General features: G+C 60.9%; 9 protein-coding genes and 1 pseudogene. 4 read left to right on the forward strand and 6 right to left on the reverse strand.

The genetic code is table 11. The features are described 5' to 3' along the window. Positions 1–95: 95 nt before the first annotated feature. Positions 96–638: a hypothetical protein gene (locus NA637_RS10890; RefSeq protein WP_256072281.1), complete on the forward strand. Its 543-nt coding sequence runs from the start codon at positions 96–98 to the stop codon at positions 636–638. Between the two features lie 119 nt (positions 639–757). On the opposite strand, the gene rimI is transcribed toward NA637_RS10890, so the two are convergent. The 5 genes and pseudogenes from rimI to NA637_RS10915 form a co-directional block, all read right to left on the reverse strand. Beyond that, positions 758–1,210 carry a ribosomal protein S18-alanine N-acetyltransferase gene (rimI, locus tag NA637_RS10895; protein WP_256072282.1) on the reverse strand — a complete coding sequence of 151 codons (453 nt, stop codon included), beginning with the start codon at positions 1,208–1,210 and terminating at the stop codon, positions 758–760. Beyond that, the gene (locus NA637_RS10900) at positions 1,203–2,063 is read right to left on the reverse strand and encodes an energy transducer TonB (protein WP_256072283.1); all 861 of its coding nucleotides are present in this window, start codon (positions 2,061–2,063) and stop codon (positions 1,203–1,205) included. The genes rimI and NA637_RS10900 overlap by 8 nt, the downstream gene beginning before the upstream one ends. Then, positions 2,060–2,398: pseudogene (locus NA637_RS10905) on the reverse strand (alpha-isopropylmalate synthase regulatory domain-containing protein); the annotation flags it as partial. The pseudogene NA637_RS10905 and the gene NA637_RS10900, both read right to left, overlap by 4 nt. Positions 2,399–2,856: 458 nt before the next feature. Next, positions 2,857–4,098, reverse strand: a complete 1,242-nt coding sequence (locus tag NA637_RS10910) for a saccharopine dehydrogenase family protein (RefSeq protein ID WP_256072284.1) — start codon at positions 4,096–4,098, stop codon at positions 2,857–2,859. A 26-nt stretch (positions 4,099–4,124) separates the two neighbouring features. Further along, complete coding sequence (locus NA637_RS10915) at positions 4,125–5,222, reverse strand: carboxynorspermidine decarboxylase (protein ID WP_256072285.1); 1,098 nt, start codon at positions 5,220–5,222, stop codon at positions 4,125–4,127. A 274-nt stretch (positions 5,223–5,496) separates the two neighbouring features. Between NA637_RS10915 and mksB the strand changes: the two genes are divergently transcribed. The 3 genes from mksB (at position 5,497) to mksF (ending at position 10,546) form a co-directional block, all read left to right on the forward strand. Next, complete coding sequence (mksB, locus tag NA637_RS10920; RefSeq protein ID WP_272888994.1) at positions 5,497–6,783, forward strand: Mks condensin complex protein MksB; 1,287 nt, start codon at positions 5,497–5,499, stop codon at positions 6,781–6,783. Between the two features lie 230 nt (positions 6,784–7,013). Continuing rightward, on the forward strand, positions 7,014–7,703 hold the full coding sequence (mksE, locus tag NA637_RS10925) for an Mks condensin complex protein MksE (protein ID WP_061338275.1): 690 nt from the start codon (positions 7,014–7,016) through the stop codon (positions 7,701–7,703). Then, entirely contained in the window at positions 7,700–10,546 is a 2,847-nt protein-coding gene (gene mksF, locus NA637_RS10930; RefSeq protein ID WP_256072287.1) for an Mks condensin complex protein MksF, read from the forward strand. Before mksE ends, mksF begins: the two co-directional genes overlap by 4 nt. A gap of 312 nt (positions 10,547–10,858) precedes the next feature. Here the strand turns inward: mksF and NA637_RS10935 are convergent, their stop codons facing one another. After that, positions 10,859–15,091, reverse strand: a complete 4,233-nt coding sequence (locus tag NA637_RS10935) for a DUF4214 domain-containing protein (protein WP_256072288.1) — start codon at positions 15,089–15,091, stop codon at positions 10,859–10,861. Between the last annotated feature and the right edge of the window lie 640 nt (positions 15,092–15,731).

Here is a 15,731-nt window from a genome sequence, read left to right on the forward strand (position 1 = left end):
GTTCATAAAGGCGGAACCGGCCAGCGGCCGGCCTGAATCTTCACATCGGCACCGGGTCACAAGCTGCAAGACCAGAGTTCCAGCAGGAGGTTGTCATGAACGATTCCAAGCCTTATACCCCAACGGAAATCGACACTACCGAGGACCGCATGGGTTCAATCGAGCAGCTCGATTTCGACCAGCATCGGGACGACCGTAAAGGCCGCATCGGGGATGAAGTCGCTGCTGAAGAACTCGAGGACGAGTTCCCGCCGGAGCGAGTCGCCGAAGCCGGAATGACAACGGGTGAGGTGCCAGGCGGCCAGACGACGATGGACGACATGGCGCCGGAAACACTCATGCCTGACGATGGCTCCCGCTCGCCACACGAGCAGGGTCATGGCGGGCCGGCTGACCAGGATCTGAGTGAAGTTTCGGAGCATCGCATCGGGGCCGATGTGGACCTGGACGAGGCCGAAGCGGCCCGCTCCAACCCACTGGACGGTAAACCCTGGGACGGCCCGGCAGATGGCGATCCGGACACCGGCCTCGGCGGCGGTGACGCCGCGCTACACGAAAATGACGAAGTGATGGATGACAACGAACTCGGCGGTGACGCTCCGCTGGATTCTGGCCGGGACAAGGCGCCAGGACAGTAGCCTCGCTCAGGCTGCTGCTGTCTGCCGTACGCAACGGATAGAGGGCGACGGTAAAGACGATAAAGAAGAAGGCCCGACGCTTTCGAATCGGGCCTTTCTTGCGTCAGACCTTCGCTGGATCAGTCGATCAGCGTACAGGCCATTACCAGCGCATCCTCCCGCCCTTCGGCAGAGGGATAGTAACCACGGCGACGCCCCACCTCATTGAAGCCATAACGCTCATACAGACGATAAGCCGAGGTGTTGCTCGCGCGAACTTCAAGGAAGCATTCGCGCCCGCCACGCTCCTGAGCGCGCTGCATCAGGTGTTCCAGCAGTCGCAGGCCAAGCCCGTGACCCTGGCTCTGCGGTTTGACAGTGATGTTGAGCAGATGTGCTTCATCGAGGATCACATTGATCACGCCGTGGCCGACCTGCTGCTCGCCCTCGAACATCACCCAGCACTCATAGGCGCTGAGCGCATCGGTGAAGATTCCGCGGGTCCAGGGGTGGCTGAAAGCGGCATATTCGATTTTCAGAACGGTTTCGATATCCGCCGCGGTCATCGGGCAGAAGCTCACTGCATCACTCATGAACACTACTGGTGGCTCCACTCAAACCGATCACCCAGCGCGGCATGCTGCGGCGCATGGCCCGCCACAGCTTTGCCTTGCTGCCGGGCTGCTCCATCAACTGCTCGAGCCCCGGCATCGTCAACGCAACGCCTAAGCCTTCGATTGGCAGCTCGCGATAGCAGGCGTCCGCCTCGACCTCGCCAGCAAACCGCAGCGCTGGCGAGCCGATCAGCCAGAGGCAGGCACAACCCATTTCTTCCAACTCGGCAGCGACCACGCCCTGCACGTAGTCACGTGCGGCTTCGGCGCCCTGATCGAGGCTGCCGCGATGGAGCAGCGGCCAGCGAATCGGCTCACCGTCTCCGACCTGCTGCGGGCTGTCCGGTAGCCTGGCAGCACGCAACACGTCCTTGAGCAGAATGTAAGCGGGATCGCGGCTCTGGAAGGACTCACCCATCGGCAGCTCGACCAGCAACAGCACATTGCCAGCACGCAGCAGCTGCAAGGCGAAGCGAGGGGGCGGTACGGCGGCTTTCTGCTCGGCGGCAACCGCTTGCGCTTCACGGGTCTTGACCGCAGCTTTGTTCGGCTCGGGCACGGCGATGCGCGGCATGACCGAGCGAACCGCATCTGCGGCCGGGCTGGCTGGGCTGACCGAAGCAGACGTCGCAGGCGCTGCCGGCTCGGGCACTGTGCGGCTCGGCTGTGGCAGCGGTCGAAGCTCGACGACTGGCGCGGGCGCGGATGCCGTCTCGATGATTTGCAAGAGCTCCGGGCGCGAAGGCGCGGCAAAGGGCAGCTCGGCTCGCGGCAGCCAGGTGGTGATCTGCATGGCGTTGAGGAAGGCACGACGCCGGCTTTCGGTAATCAAAACCCGGCCACCTGTGGATGAGCCTTGGCGCCGACCTGCATCAGGTCCGGCGCATTGAGGTACGCCTTGGCCGAGGCCACGACGACATCGGTGTCGGCACCGTTGCCGTTGACGATACGCCCGCCCTTCTCCAGCCGCACCGTGACCTCACCTCGAGAATCCGTGCCCTTGGTGATGGCATTGACCGAATACAGCTGCAGCGTGGCGCCCGAGTTGGCCACCGACTCGACGGCTTTGAAAGTCGTGCCGACCGGCCCAGACCCCTGCGCTGACGCAGCCTGCTCGTTGCCATCCACGTTCAGCACGAGCTTGGCGTCCTCACCGGTCATGGACGCGCCGGGGCTCTGCTCGCCGTCGCGCAGGGTGGTGTCGAAGATGATGACGCGGTCGTTGCTGCTCATAGGAAATCCTCACGGCTGGCGAGCGCCTCTGAGGGGGCGCTTGTAGACGGTGGATTGTCGCGTGAAATGGGCGGGCCGGGAAGCGCGGCGCGTGGGGCCAATTTGATCGCAGAAAGAAAAACACCCGCCAAGAGGCGGGCTTTGGGCTGATCGAGCGAGCTAGAGCCATGCAAGGCGCAACGACCAGCGGAAGTAACAGCCGAAGGCTGGCCCGCAGGGTGAGCGCCAGCGAATCAAAACAGGCGAGGAAGCGGACCGGGCTCGCGCACGAGTTTACTGCTGTAAATGAGCATGACTCGCTCCGCTCGCCCTTCGGGCCGGCCTAAAGGCCGTTCGGTGGCAAGCCACCGTCCGAGCCTGTTTTTAACGCAGCAGGGCCGACGCGCAGCCGATCAAGCCTGATCCCAGGGACGATCGCCGCGCTCATCCTTGATCCGGGTCGGCAGCCCCATCACATCGAGCAGCTTGAGAAACGGCTGCGCCGGCAGCTCTTCGACGTTGACCATGCGCTGCGCATCCCATTCGCCACGCGCGATCAGCAGCGCGGCGGCGACCGGCGGTACGCCGGCGGTATAGGAGATGCCCTGGCTGTCGGTCTCGGCGTAGGCTTCTTCGTGGTCAGCCACGTTGTAGATGAACAGCTCGCGCGGCTGCCCGTCCTTGGTGCCCTTGACCAGATCGCCGATGCAGGTCTTGCCGGTATAGCCCGGCGCCAGCGATGCGGGATCGGGCAGCACCGCCTTGACCACCTTGAGCGGAACCACTTCCAGGCCTTCGGCGGTGCGCACCGGCTGCTCGGAGAGCAGGCCAAGGCTGTTCAGCACGGTGAAGACGTTGATGTAGTGCTCGCCGAAGCTCATCCAAAAGCGGATGTTCGGTACATCGAGGTGCTTGGAGAGCGAGTGCACCTCGTCGTGGCCGGTCAGGTAGAGGCTCTGTGCGCCCACGACCGGCAGGTCGTCGGTGCGTTTGACCTCGAACATGCGATTGGTCGTCCACTGGCTGTTCTGCCAGCTGTAAACCTGACCGGTGAATTCGCGGAAATTGATTTCCGGGTCGAAATTGGTGGCGAAATACTTGCCGTGGGAACCGGCGTTGACGTCGAGGATGTCAATCGACTCGATCTTGTCGAAGTATTCCTGCTGCGCCAGGGCAGCGTAAGCGTTGACCACGCCCGGGTCGAAACCGACGCCGAGGATGGCGGTGACGCCCTTCTCCTGGCACTCGGCCAGGTGCTTCCACTCGTAGTTGCCATACCACGGTGGCGTTTCGCAGATCTTGCCCGGCTCTTCGTGGATCGCGGTATCGAGATACGCGGCGCCGGTGTCGATGCAGGCGCGCAGCACGGACATGTTGAGGAAGGCAGAACCGACGTTGATGACGATCTGCGATTCGGTTTCTCGAATCAGTGCCTTGGTCGCTTCCACGTCCATGGCGTCCAACGCATAGGCCTTGATTTCGCCGGGCTGCTTGAGCCCGCCCTTGGCTTGCACGCTGTCGATGATGGCCTGGCATTTGGAGATGTTGCGCGACGCGATAGCAATACGACCGAGTTCGTCGTTGTGCTGCGCGCACTTATGGGCCACCACCTTGGCGACACCTCCTGCACCAATGATAAGAACGTTTTTCTTCAATTGTTTCACCCCCTTGTACTGCGGCCTCAGGAAAGGCTGGACAGGTAATCGTTAAAGTCGAACTCACGAACCACCTCGACGCTGCCGTCGAGCTGCTTTACCACGATGGACGGCATTTTCAGGCCGTTGAACCAGTTTTTCTTGACCATGGTGTAGCCTGCCGCGTCGATGAACGACAGTCGATCGCCGATGGCCAGCGGACGATCGAATTGGTACTCGCCGAAGATGTCGCCGGCCAGACAGCTCTTTCCGCACACCATGTAGCTGTGCTCGCCGTCGTTGGGCGCCATCTTGGCGTTGAGGCGGTAGATCAGCAGGTCGAGCATGTGCGCCTCGATGGAGCTGTCGACCACCGCCAGGTTCTTGCCGTTGTACAGGGTGTCGAGCACCGTGACTTCCAGCGACGCACTCATGGTGATCGCCGCTTCGCCCGGCTCCAGGTAGACCTGTACGCCGAATTTTTCCGAGAACGCTTTCAGCCGCGCGCAGAAGGCATCCAGCGGATAGCCTTCGCCGGTGAAGTGGATACCGCCGCCGAGGCTGACCCACTCGACCTTTTCCAGCAGATGGCCGAAGCGCTCCTCGATGGTGGTCAGCATCTGGTCGAACAGCTCGAAGCTGGAGTTCTCGCAGTTGTTGTGGAACATGAAGCCGCTGATCTTGCCGATCACCGCCTCGATCTTCGCCGGATCGTGCTCGCCCAGACGGCTGAACGGCCGCGCCGGGTCAGCCAGCAGGTAGTCGGAACTGCTCACCTGCGGGTTGACGCGCAGGCCACGGATGGTGCCCTCGGTGCCAGCCTCGAAGCGCTCCAGCTGGCCGATGGAGTTGAAGATGATCTTGTCGCAGTTGGCGACCATCTCTTCGATCTCGTCGTCGGCCCAGGCCACACTGTAGGCGTGGGTTTCGCCGGCGAACTTCTGCCGGCCGAGCTTGAGTTCGTACAGCGACGACGAAGTGGTGCCGTCCATGTACTGCTGCATCAGGTCGAACACCGACCAGGTGGCGAAGCACTTGAGTGCCAGCAGCGCCTTGGCGCCGGACTGTTCGCGCACGTAGGCGATCTTCTCCAGATTGCCCAGGAGCTTCTGTTTGTCGATGAGGTAATACGGCGTATTGATCATGTGTACGTGCCCCCAAGGGTTTTCGCCGGAAAGGAGCCGGCAGCTCCCCGTTTGCAAAAGCCGCGAATTGTGCCGATTACCGGCGCAGATCGAAATAGATTTTCAACACTTCGTCACCATTCCAGGACATCCGGCAGCACCGATATGGCTGCAAGCGCCGATGCTAGACAGGCTAACCCGCCTGCAATGACGTTCAAGTGAATCGCCCAGTTGATTGCCGGGCGCCGCATTCAGAGCGCGTCCGATTGTCCGGCGGGCCTTCAGTGGGCTGTCAATGCAGTACAATTCGCGCTTTTTTACAGGCTGGACTGGCGCCTCGATGATCGAACCCAAGCGCGTACTGCGTGCCCTCGCTGAACACTGGACGTTGCTCGAGCCGCTGTGCGAGCGTTTCGATGCAGGCACCCTGAGCCTGGTCGAACTTCGTCACCAGCTCGCCGCGCAATTACCGGAAGGCACTCCCACCGACATTACCGCCCTGCTCGACCAGTGGATCCGCCTGGACATTCTGGTACCAGTGGCCAAGAGCCCCAACCGCTTCGAGCTGAACGCGCAGATCCACGACTTCCTCGCCTACCTGCGCCGCGAGCATCGTCTCGGCCTGTGCTTGGAGATCGAGGCCTACCTGCGCCACCTGGAGCGTCTGGCCGGACATATCCTCGATGCCTTCGAGATTCGCGACGGCAACGACCTTGCGCGCCAGCTGCGCCTGCTGGACATGCGCGTACGCGATGTACTGAAGAAGCTCGACAACGACGAGCAGGCGCTGGTCGCCGTGGCCGACCGGGCCAAGACCAGCGACCGCCAGATTCCGCTGCGCCAGCGCTATGCGGAGGTGCTGGCGACCTGGGACGAATATGTCGAGCCGATGATCCAGCTGGTCTCCGCCGATGGCGCCTTCGAGCAGGGCGTGCATCGCGTCGAGCAGGTGCTGATGAAACTGCTCGGCGAGCAGCAGCGCCTCGGCCAACTGGTGGACGACGATCTCCTGCTGCGCACCCACGCGCGCATCCTCGATATGCAGACCACCGCCCAGCTGACCCTGCGCAAGGCCCGCGAACTGCTGCTGCCGCTGCGCGAGGAAGCCCGCCGGCACAATGCGGTGACCCGCGGCGCCGCGCTGGCGCTGTCGGCGATCCGCAAGAAAGGCCTGGACGCCGTACCGCAGGCCTCGCTGCCGCTGTTCACCCGTCCGCAGAGCACCTTTCTCGGCACTGCCAGCCAGGTCGAGGCCTACGTCTATGCCCTGGCCCGCTTCGAGCCGAAACCGGCGCAGTTCCCGCGGGCCAGCGGCAAGCGCAAGGGCGAGCAGCCGCGCGCACCGCGCACCGCCCGCGAGATGATCGAGCGCTGCCAGCAGGCACTGCCGCTGCCGGACCTGATGGCCTGGCTGCTGGAACAGGAACCCGAGGGCGCCACCGACGAGCTGCTCTACTGGTTCTCGCGCCTGTCGCGTGATGCCCGCTTCCAGCGCGACCGCCTGGAGCGTCGCGAATACCTGACCCGCGAGCACCGCGTCAGCCTCAGCTCCTTTGCCCTGGTGGCCAACGCCAATGGTTGATTCCTACGTAGGTTGGATTAGCCGAAGGCGTAATCCGACGATCGGGTGGGTGGGCGCGGTTGCGTGCTATGGGGGGAAACCTGGCCCCTTCGCGGTAAACGACGGAAGCGCCTCTGGCGATTCCATCCTACAAAAAGCGATCCGCCATACCGCGTTCCGCGACGCCCAGCCAACGGGTGGACAACGTGCAGCTTGTCCACCATCACCCCGACGATATCCGAGCGACCTGAATGAACATCGACCTCAAGGAAATGACCCAGCTGGCGCCGATCTTCCGCGAGCTGTTCAAGGGCTATCACCTGTCGCGCAGCGAGCCGGAGCCCTACGCGCAGCTGTCGAACATGCAGGACCAGTACCGCGCACTGTTCAAGGCACTCGGCTTCGAGCTGGTCTGCGATCCGCGCGGCTTCTACTACTTCGTCCCCGAGCAGATGGGCGCGCAGGTGAACAAGACCGCCCAGCGCCTGGCGCTGTTCACCTTCATCCTCGTCGAGCACTTGGCCGACCAGGGGCGCGACCCGCTGGCCGTGCTTGACGGTGGCAGCCTCGGTCGCGATGAACTGCCGGCGCTGCTGGACAAGTACCGCGACCTGTTCCTGCAGGCCGAAGTCACCACTCAGGAAGAACTGGAAGAGAAAGTCATTCGCCGCCTGACGCAGCTGGGCTTCGCCGAGGACAGCAACGGCGTCTACCGCTTCCTGCCGCCGATGCACCGTTTCCTCGACGTCTGCCTGTCGGTGCAGCAGGACCGCGATCTCGCCGCCAGCCTGCACAGCAGCGACCTACCGCTGCCCGCCCCGGAGCTGATCGCCGAGGACGAGGGCGAGGACGACATCATCCTCATCGAGGAAACAGCCGAAGAATCGGAAGAAGAAGCCTTGGCGCGCGCCATCGCCGAAGAAAAGGAGCTTGAAGCATGAGCCAGGAACGCTACGGCATCCGCCGCTTCGCCCTGCTGAACACCGCCGGCTACAGCCTCGGCATCTTTCCGCTGGAAAACCCGCTGTCGGTCTACGGCGCCAACAACCTCGGCAAGTCCGCGTCGATCAACGCGCTGCAGTTCCCGATCCTGGCGCGCATGTCGGACATGAGCTTCGGCAAGTACAGCCTCGAGCAGTCGCGCAAGTTCTACTTCGCCTCGGACACCAGCTACATCCTCGTCGAAGTCATGCTGCCCCACGGCCCGCATGTGATCGGCGTGGCCGGCCGCGGGCCAGGCGGCGGCTTCGGTCATCAGTTCTTCGTCTACCAGGGCTCGCTGGACCTCGACCATTACCAGCAGAACGGCACCTGCCTGCGCCAGCGCGAGCTGTTCGCCAACCTCGAACGCGCCGGCATCAAGGCCTACGAGGCCAAGCCGGATGAGCTGCGCCGGCTACTGGTCGGCGGGCATACCTCGATCCCGCTGGACATGACGCTGATCCCGCTGCGCTCGACCAGCGAGCAGAGCCTGAAGACCTTCCGCGCCCTGTTCATCAACCTGCTGCACATGCGCGAGATCACCGCCGCCAAGCTCAAGCAGCTGTTCCTCGATGCCTTCGAGCACAGCCTGCGCTCCGGCAGCGTCGACTATATCGCCGCCACCGAGGAAGCCTTCCGCGACGTACGCCGTATGGAGCAGGACTACCAGGCGCTGGTCACCGCCGGCCCGCTGATCGAAGCGCTGGCCTCGGGCGTGGCCCAGCGCGAAGTGCTGCGCGGCAAGCTGCATCGCCTCTCGCCGCTGCTCGACAACCTGCTGGGCACGTGGCACGACTATGCCGATGCGCGCAAGGAAGAGCTGGTGATCCAGGCCGAGCATTACCGCAACGAGCAGGACGGCCTGCAGAACGAACAGCGTGGCGGTACCAGTGAGCTGATGCGTCTGGAACGCGAGATCAGCGAGATCCAGCGCTGGCTCGGCGAGCTTTCAGTGCTGAAGAACCGCTTCGCCCTGGTGGACGATGCCAAGGTGCTGGAAGAGCAACTGCTCGCCGCCAAGGACGCCCACGACGAACTGGCCGGTGCCCTGGCGCAGTCGCGGCAGTTCTCCAGCGAAGACCTGGACGAGCGTCTGCGTGACCTGGAAAAACGCCTCAAGTCAGTCAAGCAGCAACTCGACCACGCCGACAACAACAGCTACTCGCGCCTGCGCGAGGAGTTCAGCCAGCAGGACGTCGACCGCCTGATGCGCCTGTTCAATGGCCAGCTGTTCAGCCTGCCGCTGGGCGAGAAGGGCATCCAGGCCGACGGTGATGACTGGGTCAAGGTCGTCGAAGCGGTGCTGGATCGCTTCAAGGGCGACACCTTCGCCGTGCCGGGCCTGTCCATCGACCTCTCGCATATCGAGCCACCGGCGCTGCAGGCCCTGGCCGACCGTGCCGCCCTGCGCGACCAGAAGGATCGCCTGGAGCGCGAGCTCAAGCAGCTCAAGACCCAGCATGCGGTGGCCGTCGACCGCGCGGCGAGCAAGGCCCAGGCCGAGGCGCTGTACCAGGCCGTGCTGGATGCACAGAAAGCGCTGGAAGACTTCCGCCGCAGCCAGACCCTGGCCGCCGAGGAGCCGGCGAAGCTGGAACAGCTGGCCCAGGCCGAGGCCGCCCAGGAAGAACTCAAGCGCACCAGTGACGCCTTTGCCGAGCGCGTGCAGCACCTGTCCGCCAAGCTGCAGCTGGTCGGCCGTCAGCTGGCGGATCTGGAAGCCAAGGAGCGGACGCTGGAAGACGCCCTGCGACGCCGCCAGCTGCTACCGGCGGATCTGCCGTTCGGCACGCCATTCATGGACCCGGTGGACGACTCGCTGGACAACCTGCTGCCGCTGCTCAACGACTACCAGGACAGCTGGCAGGCGCTGCAGCGCGTCGACGGTCAGATCGAGGCGCTGTATGCCCAGGTGCGCTTGAAGGGCGTGGCCAAGTTCGACAGCGAGGAAGATCCAGAGCGCCGCCTGCAGCTCTTGGTCAACGCCTACGCCCACCGTCAGGACGAGGCGCTGACCCTGGCCAAGGCCCGCCGTGCCGCGGTCACCGACATCGCCCGGACGCTGCGCAACATCCGTAGCGACTACGAAAGCCTGGAACACCAGCTGGCGCTGTTCAACCGCGAGATCAACAAGCGTCAGGTTTCCAACCTGGCGAGCTTCCGCATCGTGCTGGCGCCGAACAAGGATGCGCTCAAGCACATCGACCAGATCATCCACAGCGCCGGGCAGTACGAGGAAGGCGAGACGCTGTCGGTGTTCGATCTGCAGCAGAGCAGCGAGCAGGACAGCAAGAACGAGGAAGCCAAGGAGTACCTGGCGCGCTTGGTCGCTGCCAACAACAATCAGCTCGGCCTGAAAGATCTGTTCGAACTGGCGTTCGAGATCACCAAGGTCGGCGGTCAGCCGGTGATCCACATCGACATCGACGGTGCGGCATCCAACGGCACCACCATGACCATCAAGGCGCTGACCAACATGTACCTGTTGCTGCACCTGATGGACCGCCAGCAGGCCGGGCGCATCCGCCTGCCCTACTACCTCGACGAGGCGGCGGATATCGACGAGCGCAACCAGCAGGCGCTGATCGAAACCAGCCTGCAGCTGGGCTTCGTGCCGATCCTCGCCTCAGTGAAACCGCAGGTTTCGGCGCACGTCGCCATCGATCTGGAAGGCGGCAGCGGTCCGAGCGGAATCTACATCGACGAGGCGGACTGGCAGTTCATCAAGCGTCGCGAGCGGTCCGAGCCATTTGACGGCGCAGCTGCTCAAAGGCCTGCTAAAGAGTTCGAGCCAGTCAGCTGAAGATCACGAACTAAGCAGCTAGCCAATGGTGCGGGCTGTTTAGTTCAGCTTCAAATCTCCCGCTGTACCGCCTCTAAAGAGACCGGATACACGTAGGCAGTCGTACCTTCGTTGTGATCAAACAAAGTGCTTGCCATAGAGGATGAGTCCATACGCGCCCATAAACCCCACCTCTCGCTAATGGGTTTTTGCGTTTTACAGTGCCGTCAGAGGCTGGCAGTTCGACGATGAAGACCCCTGCCGGAAAACACCCGGCAGGGAGCAGTGTCACGGACAGTTGATGCCGCCCTGATCTACATCTGTATTTCGCTGTTATCCAGTGACACCTCCAGCCACAACCATATCAACGCTTGGCGTAAAATTAACCGACTGCAGCTCGCTGGAACTGATACCTACCAGTTTAATGAACGACTGCATGTCATATTCGGCGCCATTCAGGCCATCGAAGTCGATGTTCAGCAGCGTATCGTCACCTTCCTGGGTCAGTGACAGGTAACCCAAGGTCGGATCGAAGGGATTGCCACCGGCATAATCGATGAAGCCGGAGTATTCACTGTCCGCGACCAGCGTCGAAATATCCAGAACGTCGTCGCTCAGCGTGAAATCGGTAACCACGGCCGGCGGTTGATCGCTTGGCTCCATCATCCAGCGATTGCTTTCCACGCTGAAAGTATCCTTGCCCGTGCCGCCGGTCAGCGTGCTGCCCAGGCTTGCGTAAAGGGTGTCATCGCCATCACCGCCATTCAGCGTGCTCGCCTGATCGGCGGACAATAAGTCAGCACCAGCCCCTCCGTTCAGCTCATTAGCACCACCGTAACCATACAGCATATCATCACCGTCACCGCCGTTGAGGACATCATCACCCCCAGCGCCAGACAGGTAATCATTGCCGGCGCCACCGTTCAGCTCATTGTCGGATTCTGACTCACTATTATAGCTATAATAGTCAGCCGCCGTGAGCCTGTCGTCTCCCTCGCTACCGTTCAGGACGTCGCTGCCGCTACCGCCGTAAAGGTCATCGTTACCCGCACCACCCTCGAGAAGGTCATCTCCTTCCTCGCCATACAGATAATCATCCCTTACACCTCCATACAGCTTGTCGTTGCCACTACCACCGGAAATGTTGTTGCCATCATCGCCACCCTGCAGGGTGTCATCACCTGCCCCACCCCAAATATCGTTGTAGCCGGCGCCGCCATGGACCGTATCATTCCCGGCCTCAGCGCGAATCTGGTCGTAGCCGCCCAGGCCGTGAATGGTGTCATTGCCCAAGGTGCCAGTCAGTTCGTCATCCCCTTCGGTGCCGGTAATGGTATTGCCAGCCTTGATGATGAAATCAAGCGTGGTAGCGTCACCGATCCCGGCAAACGGATTGCCATCACCGTCAGCAAAGGCTCCCTCACTGACTATGACGTGATACGCCAACCCATTGGCTAAGTTGATCTGTGGATCAATCCTCACCACGTTGTCCTGCACCGTCACATGGTTCGGGTCAGTGACGTCGATGACCAGCGGCTCGCCCGCCTCGGAATGGATTGTGATCGTGCCGCCCTGCTGGGCGATGACCGTTTCATTGAAGGTCAGCGTGACGCGCGTGAAAGCCGGCACATTGGCCGCGCCATCGACGGGGGTGGTTCCCACCAGGAAAGGGGCGCCTTCTTGTTTGAGGTCCGGTTGCAACTCCTTGGGCTCTGCCGACTCGATGGCCGTATTCAATGCTTCATCGTCCAGTGTGTTGCCACCGGCAAGCGCATCGGCCAGGTCCTTCTGAGCCACGATCTGTGCTTTTACGGCGTTATTTAACGCATGCTCGGCAGTCGCGCCTTCCTCTGAAACTGCGAGCTTCACGCGCTGATTGAGATTGGCCAGGGAGCCTGCCGCGGATGCGCTTGTCCCGCTTTCGAGGGCGCTGCCATTTTGCGCGGCGGAACCGTCGATGATGGTGGTGATCGTATCGGCATCGGAAAGATCGACCGACTCGGTACTTTCTCGGATCGTGTCGGCGATGAACGACGCCGTGTTCTTGGCCGCCGAGCCGATATCTCCGTCCATGCCACTCAGCATTCTGGCCGTGGTCGTGATCAGGTTGGCGACCTGAATCGAAGAAGACTGCACCTGAAGCGCTGCGGCCTTTTCTTCAGCGGTGGCAGTATCGGAAAGTGCAGCGGCAATAGGATCGCTACCGGTAAGGTCCGTGCCTTCAGGTAGCCCCAGGGCGCTGATGACCTTACTTTGTGCCTCTGCCACCTGCTCCGGTGTCGCATTCTCACCGGCGATTTCGGCCACAAGCGTGGTCAGCGGATTGACTATGGTGGAGCCAGCCGGCGCCTTGAAGATCCCGGCGTTCGCTAGACCGGTACTGACGTCCGTGCCGCCATGGACGATCAAGGTACCTTCCTTTCCGCCGAGCAGGGTGAAGTTACCCAGGTAGTCGGTGACGCTCTGAGGCTCCCCCTCATCCCATTTTCCATCCCCATCCTGATCCAGAAAGACGGTAGCCCCCCGCAAATAACCATCCTGGGCAACGCCGCTGATGGAGTCGGGCTCCGGATCGGGAATCGGCAGCTGCTCGCCCTGGTTGATGATTACATTATCCACTCCCGAGAACTGATCAGCGTTTTCTATGTTGGAAATGTCTAATATACCGCCGGAGACGTTCAGTGTGCCGCCGTTGAGGCTGATGGTGCTGTCGGCAGCTAGCTCAAGGCCTTCCAAGTCACTTAATTGGGTTGCCGTGAAATCAAAAGTTAAATTACCACTATCAAGTTCAATGACTAATGTTACCGGATATTGCGGTGCATTTTCACTATAAAAGGTAACGACTAAGTCGCCTGGGCCCGTGATTGAATAGCCTGCACCATTAAAAGTTGACAAGACATCAAAATCGGCTGAAATCTCAACGCCTTCCTCTATGAAAATTTTCTTTTCATTAATAGCGACAGTAGTATTGTCGCTTCTCTGCCAATACTTAAAAACACCATCATCTTCGGTCAAGTGCCCATCTTCAACGAGGTTGAAGGTGGAATCCAAGTCAGGTGTGGGCTGCGGTATCGGCTTGGGTTCGGGTTCGGGTTCCACCATGCGACCATCTTGATAAAGATAGACTGTGTCGCTTAAGGCACTACCATTGATGGTGAGACCTTGCACTTCGACTTCGAAATCATCCAGTTGCGACTCATTCAGAGTGAACGAGAACACCAAGGCGCCACTATTCTGGCCATTGCTCGCAGATAGCGAATAGTCGACAGTAGTCACGCCGCCTAGGGAGGTGCTTGCAGAAGACAAGGAAAGGGCGCCGCCCCCTTGGAGGGATACCCCATCCAGAGAGGCCTCGGACGGGAAAGTGAGGCTGAATTTGACGGAGTTACTACCCGCTTCCCAGTCCTCCGTCATCGTCAGTGTAAGCTGGGTGCTCTCGGGTTGAGCTTCCGGTGCGGGCTGAGGTACCGGTTCGGGCTGAGGCTCAGACTCAGACTCAGACTCACGTTCGGGCTCCGGTTGGAGCACTTCCATATTGTCAAGTGCCGCCTCCGCATCGCGGGCTGTCATTATTGAATTCAGAACATTGCGAATATTGGCCAAGCCCTCTTCACTGGAGACGGTGGCCAATAACTTGGGATTTTCCACCAGTCGCTGAGTATATGCTGTAGCAAAGTCCTGACGGGCCTGCAGCACTTCCGTATCCGGGCCTTGCGCACCCTGCATCATGGCGAGGGCGATATCCCCCAGTGTGGCTTCACCAGTCACCAGAGCATCACTCCAGTAAGCCAGGCCGGTAGCGTCGGCTTCACGACCAAATAGTTGCTGATAGAGCGCCGAGACCTGCTCCTGAGGTGTCAGTTCGGCCAATCCCTCTTGGTACTCATCAGAACTGGCGAAGGCACGCGCCACGTTCAGCATTTCGCCACCTTCGGCGAGCATCTGCGCAGCCCAGTATTCCAGTCCCTCCGGATCGGCGGGACGACCGAAGTAGGCGAGGTAAATCGACTGCACTGCGGCATGGTGTAGTGATGCTGCTGTGTTGATCAATCCATCGACTTGCTGCTCAGGCGAGAGGCTCGCAAGGTCGGCCTCACTCGTAACGTTCTGCAGATAGGTGCGAGCAAAATCAAGGTTGTCAGCGTAAGCCTGCTCCCCTCCCACCTTGCTGGATAGCACCTCTGTCAGGCCTTCAGCTGCCTGGGTCTTGGCATTCAGGACACTGGCGTCTGCATTAGAAGCCCCTTCGATCATGGCGATGACAAGATCAGCCGGAGACAACGTTGCGCCATCCAGAGCCTCTGTCCAGTAAGCCAAGCCCTCCGGCTCGGGAGAACGACCAAAGGCCTGCTGATAAATAGTTGTGACGACCACCTCATTGCTGGCTGAAGCACTCCGGCCAATATATTCATCGCTTACTTCAAACGCTTTTACAATGCCAGAGAAATCGTCCTCTTGATTTTCAAACGTGTTAGACCAGTACTGAAGCCCTTCCGGGTCGGCAGCACGGCCAAAATAGGCAATGTAGAGAGACTGGATTGCTTCTTCAGAGATCCTAGGCAGCATTTTTATACCTTATTCCGTTAGGGGCTGTTGACGTTTAGCGCGAGGGGCAGAAGGAGGGAGAGCAAACCCGCACAATCTAGATTCCTACACCGAAGAACTTGCGAGTTTGCAATGTCTAAACTGATACTCATTGACGAAGCTGGAGGGAATTCTCTCCCAGCACGCCATCTATCACAAGCCCGACCTGAGCATGGTAAGCGAACGGACCTCACGCCGTCGGCACAGAGAGCATGGAAGACTAAGAAACGCTATTGCCGTGAGACTGCTCACCAGCCTCGCCACAGTAGGCTCTGGCCCCGGTTGGTAAAAGATGGGTTTATGGATCGGTTACATCGTTTCCATATGAATCCCCTGCTGGAAAAAGCACAGAAAGCAGGCGGGGTATTTGAGCAAAAGGTGGGTGGGCTGGACTTTCAAACAGCGCCAGCAGCATCTGCCTAGAGGCGCGAGGCGCTGTAGGCAGCGGCATGTTCATCTGAACATCGAGAAGTGCTCAGCACTTGTAGCGCTGAGCTGCGGCTGGGCCGAGTGCCTTCTGCAGCTTCTGGGTCTGCTCGACAAGCCTCTGCTGCCGAGGCGAGGCCCCAAAGTCGAACGAATTTTTCTTCGCCCAAAGACAAACCCCCGGTCCTCTTACGAA

Origin of the sequence: Stutzerimonas stutzeri (genome assembly GCF_024448935.1) — a bacterium.
GTDB classification, from domain to species: Bacteria; Pseudomonadota; Gammaproteobacteria; order Pseudomonadales; family Pseudomonadaceae; genus Stutzerimonas; species Stutzerimonas stutzeri_AO.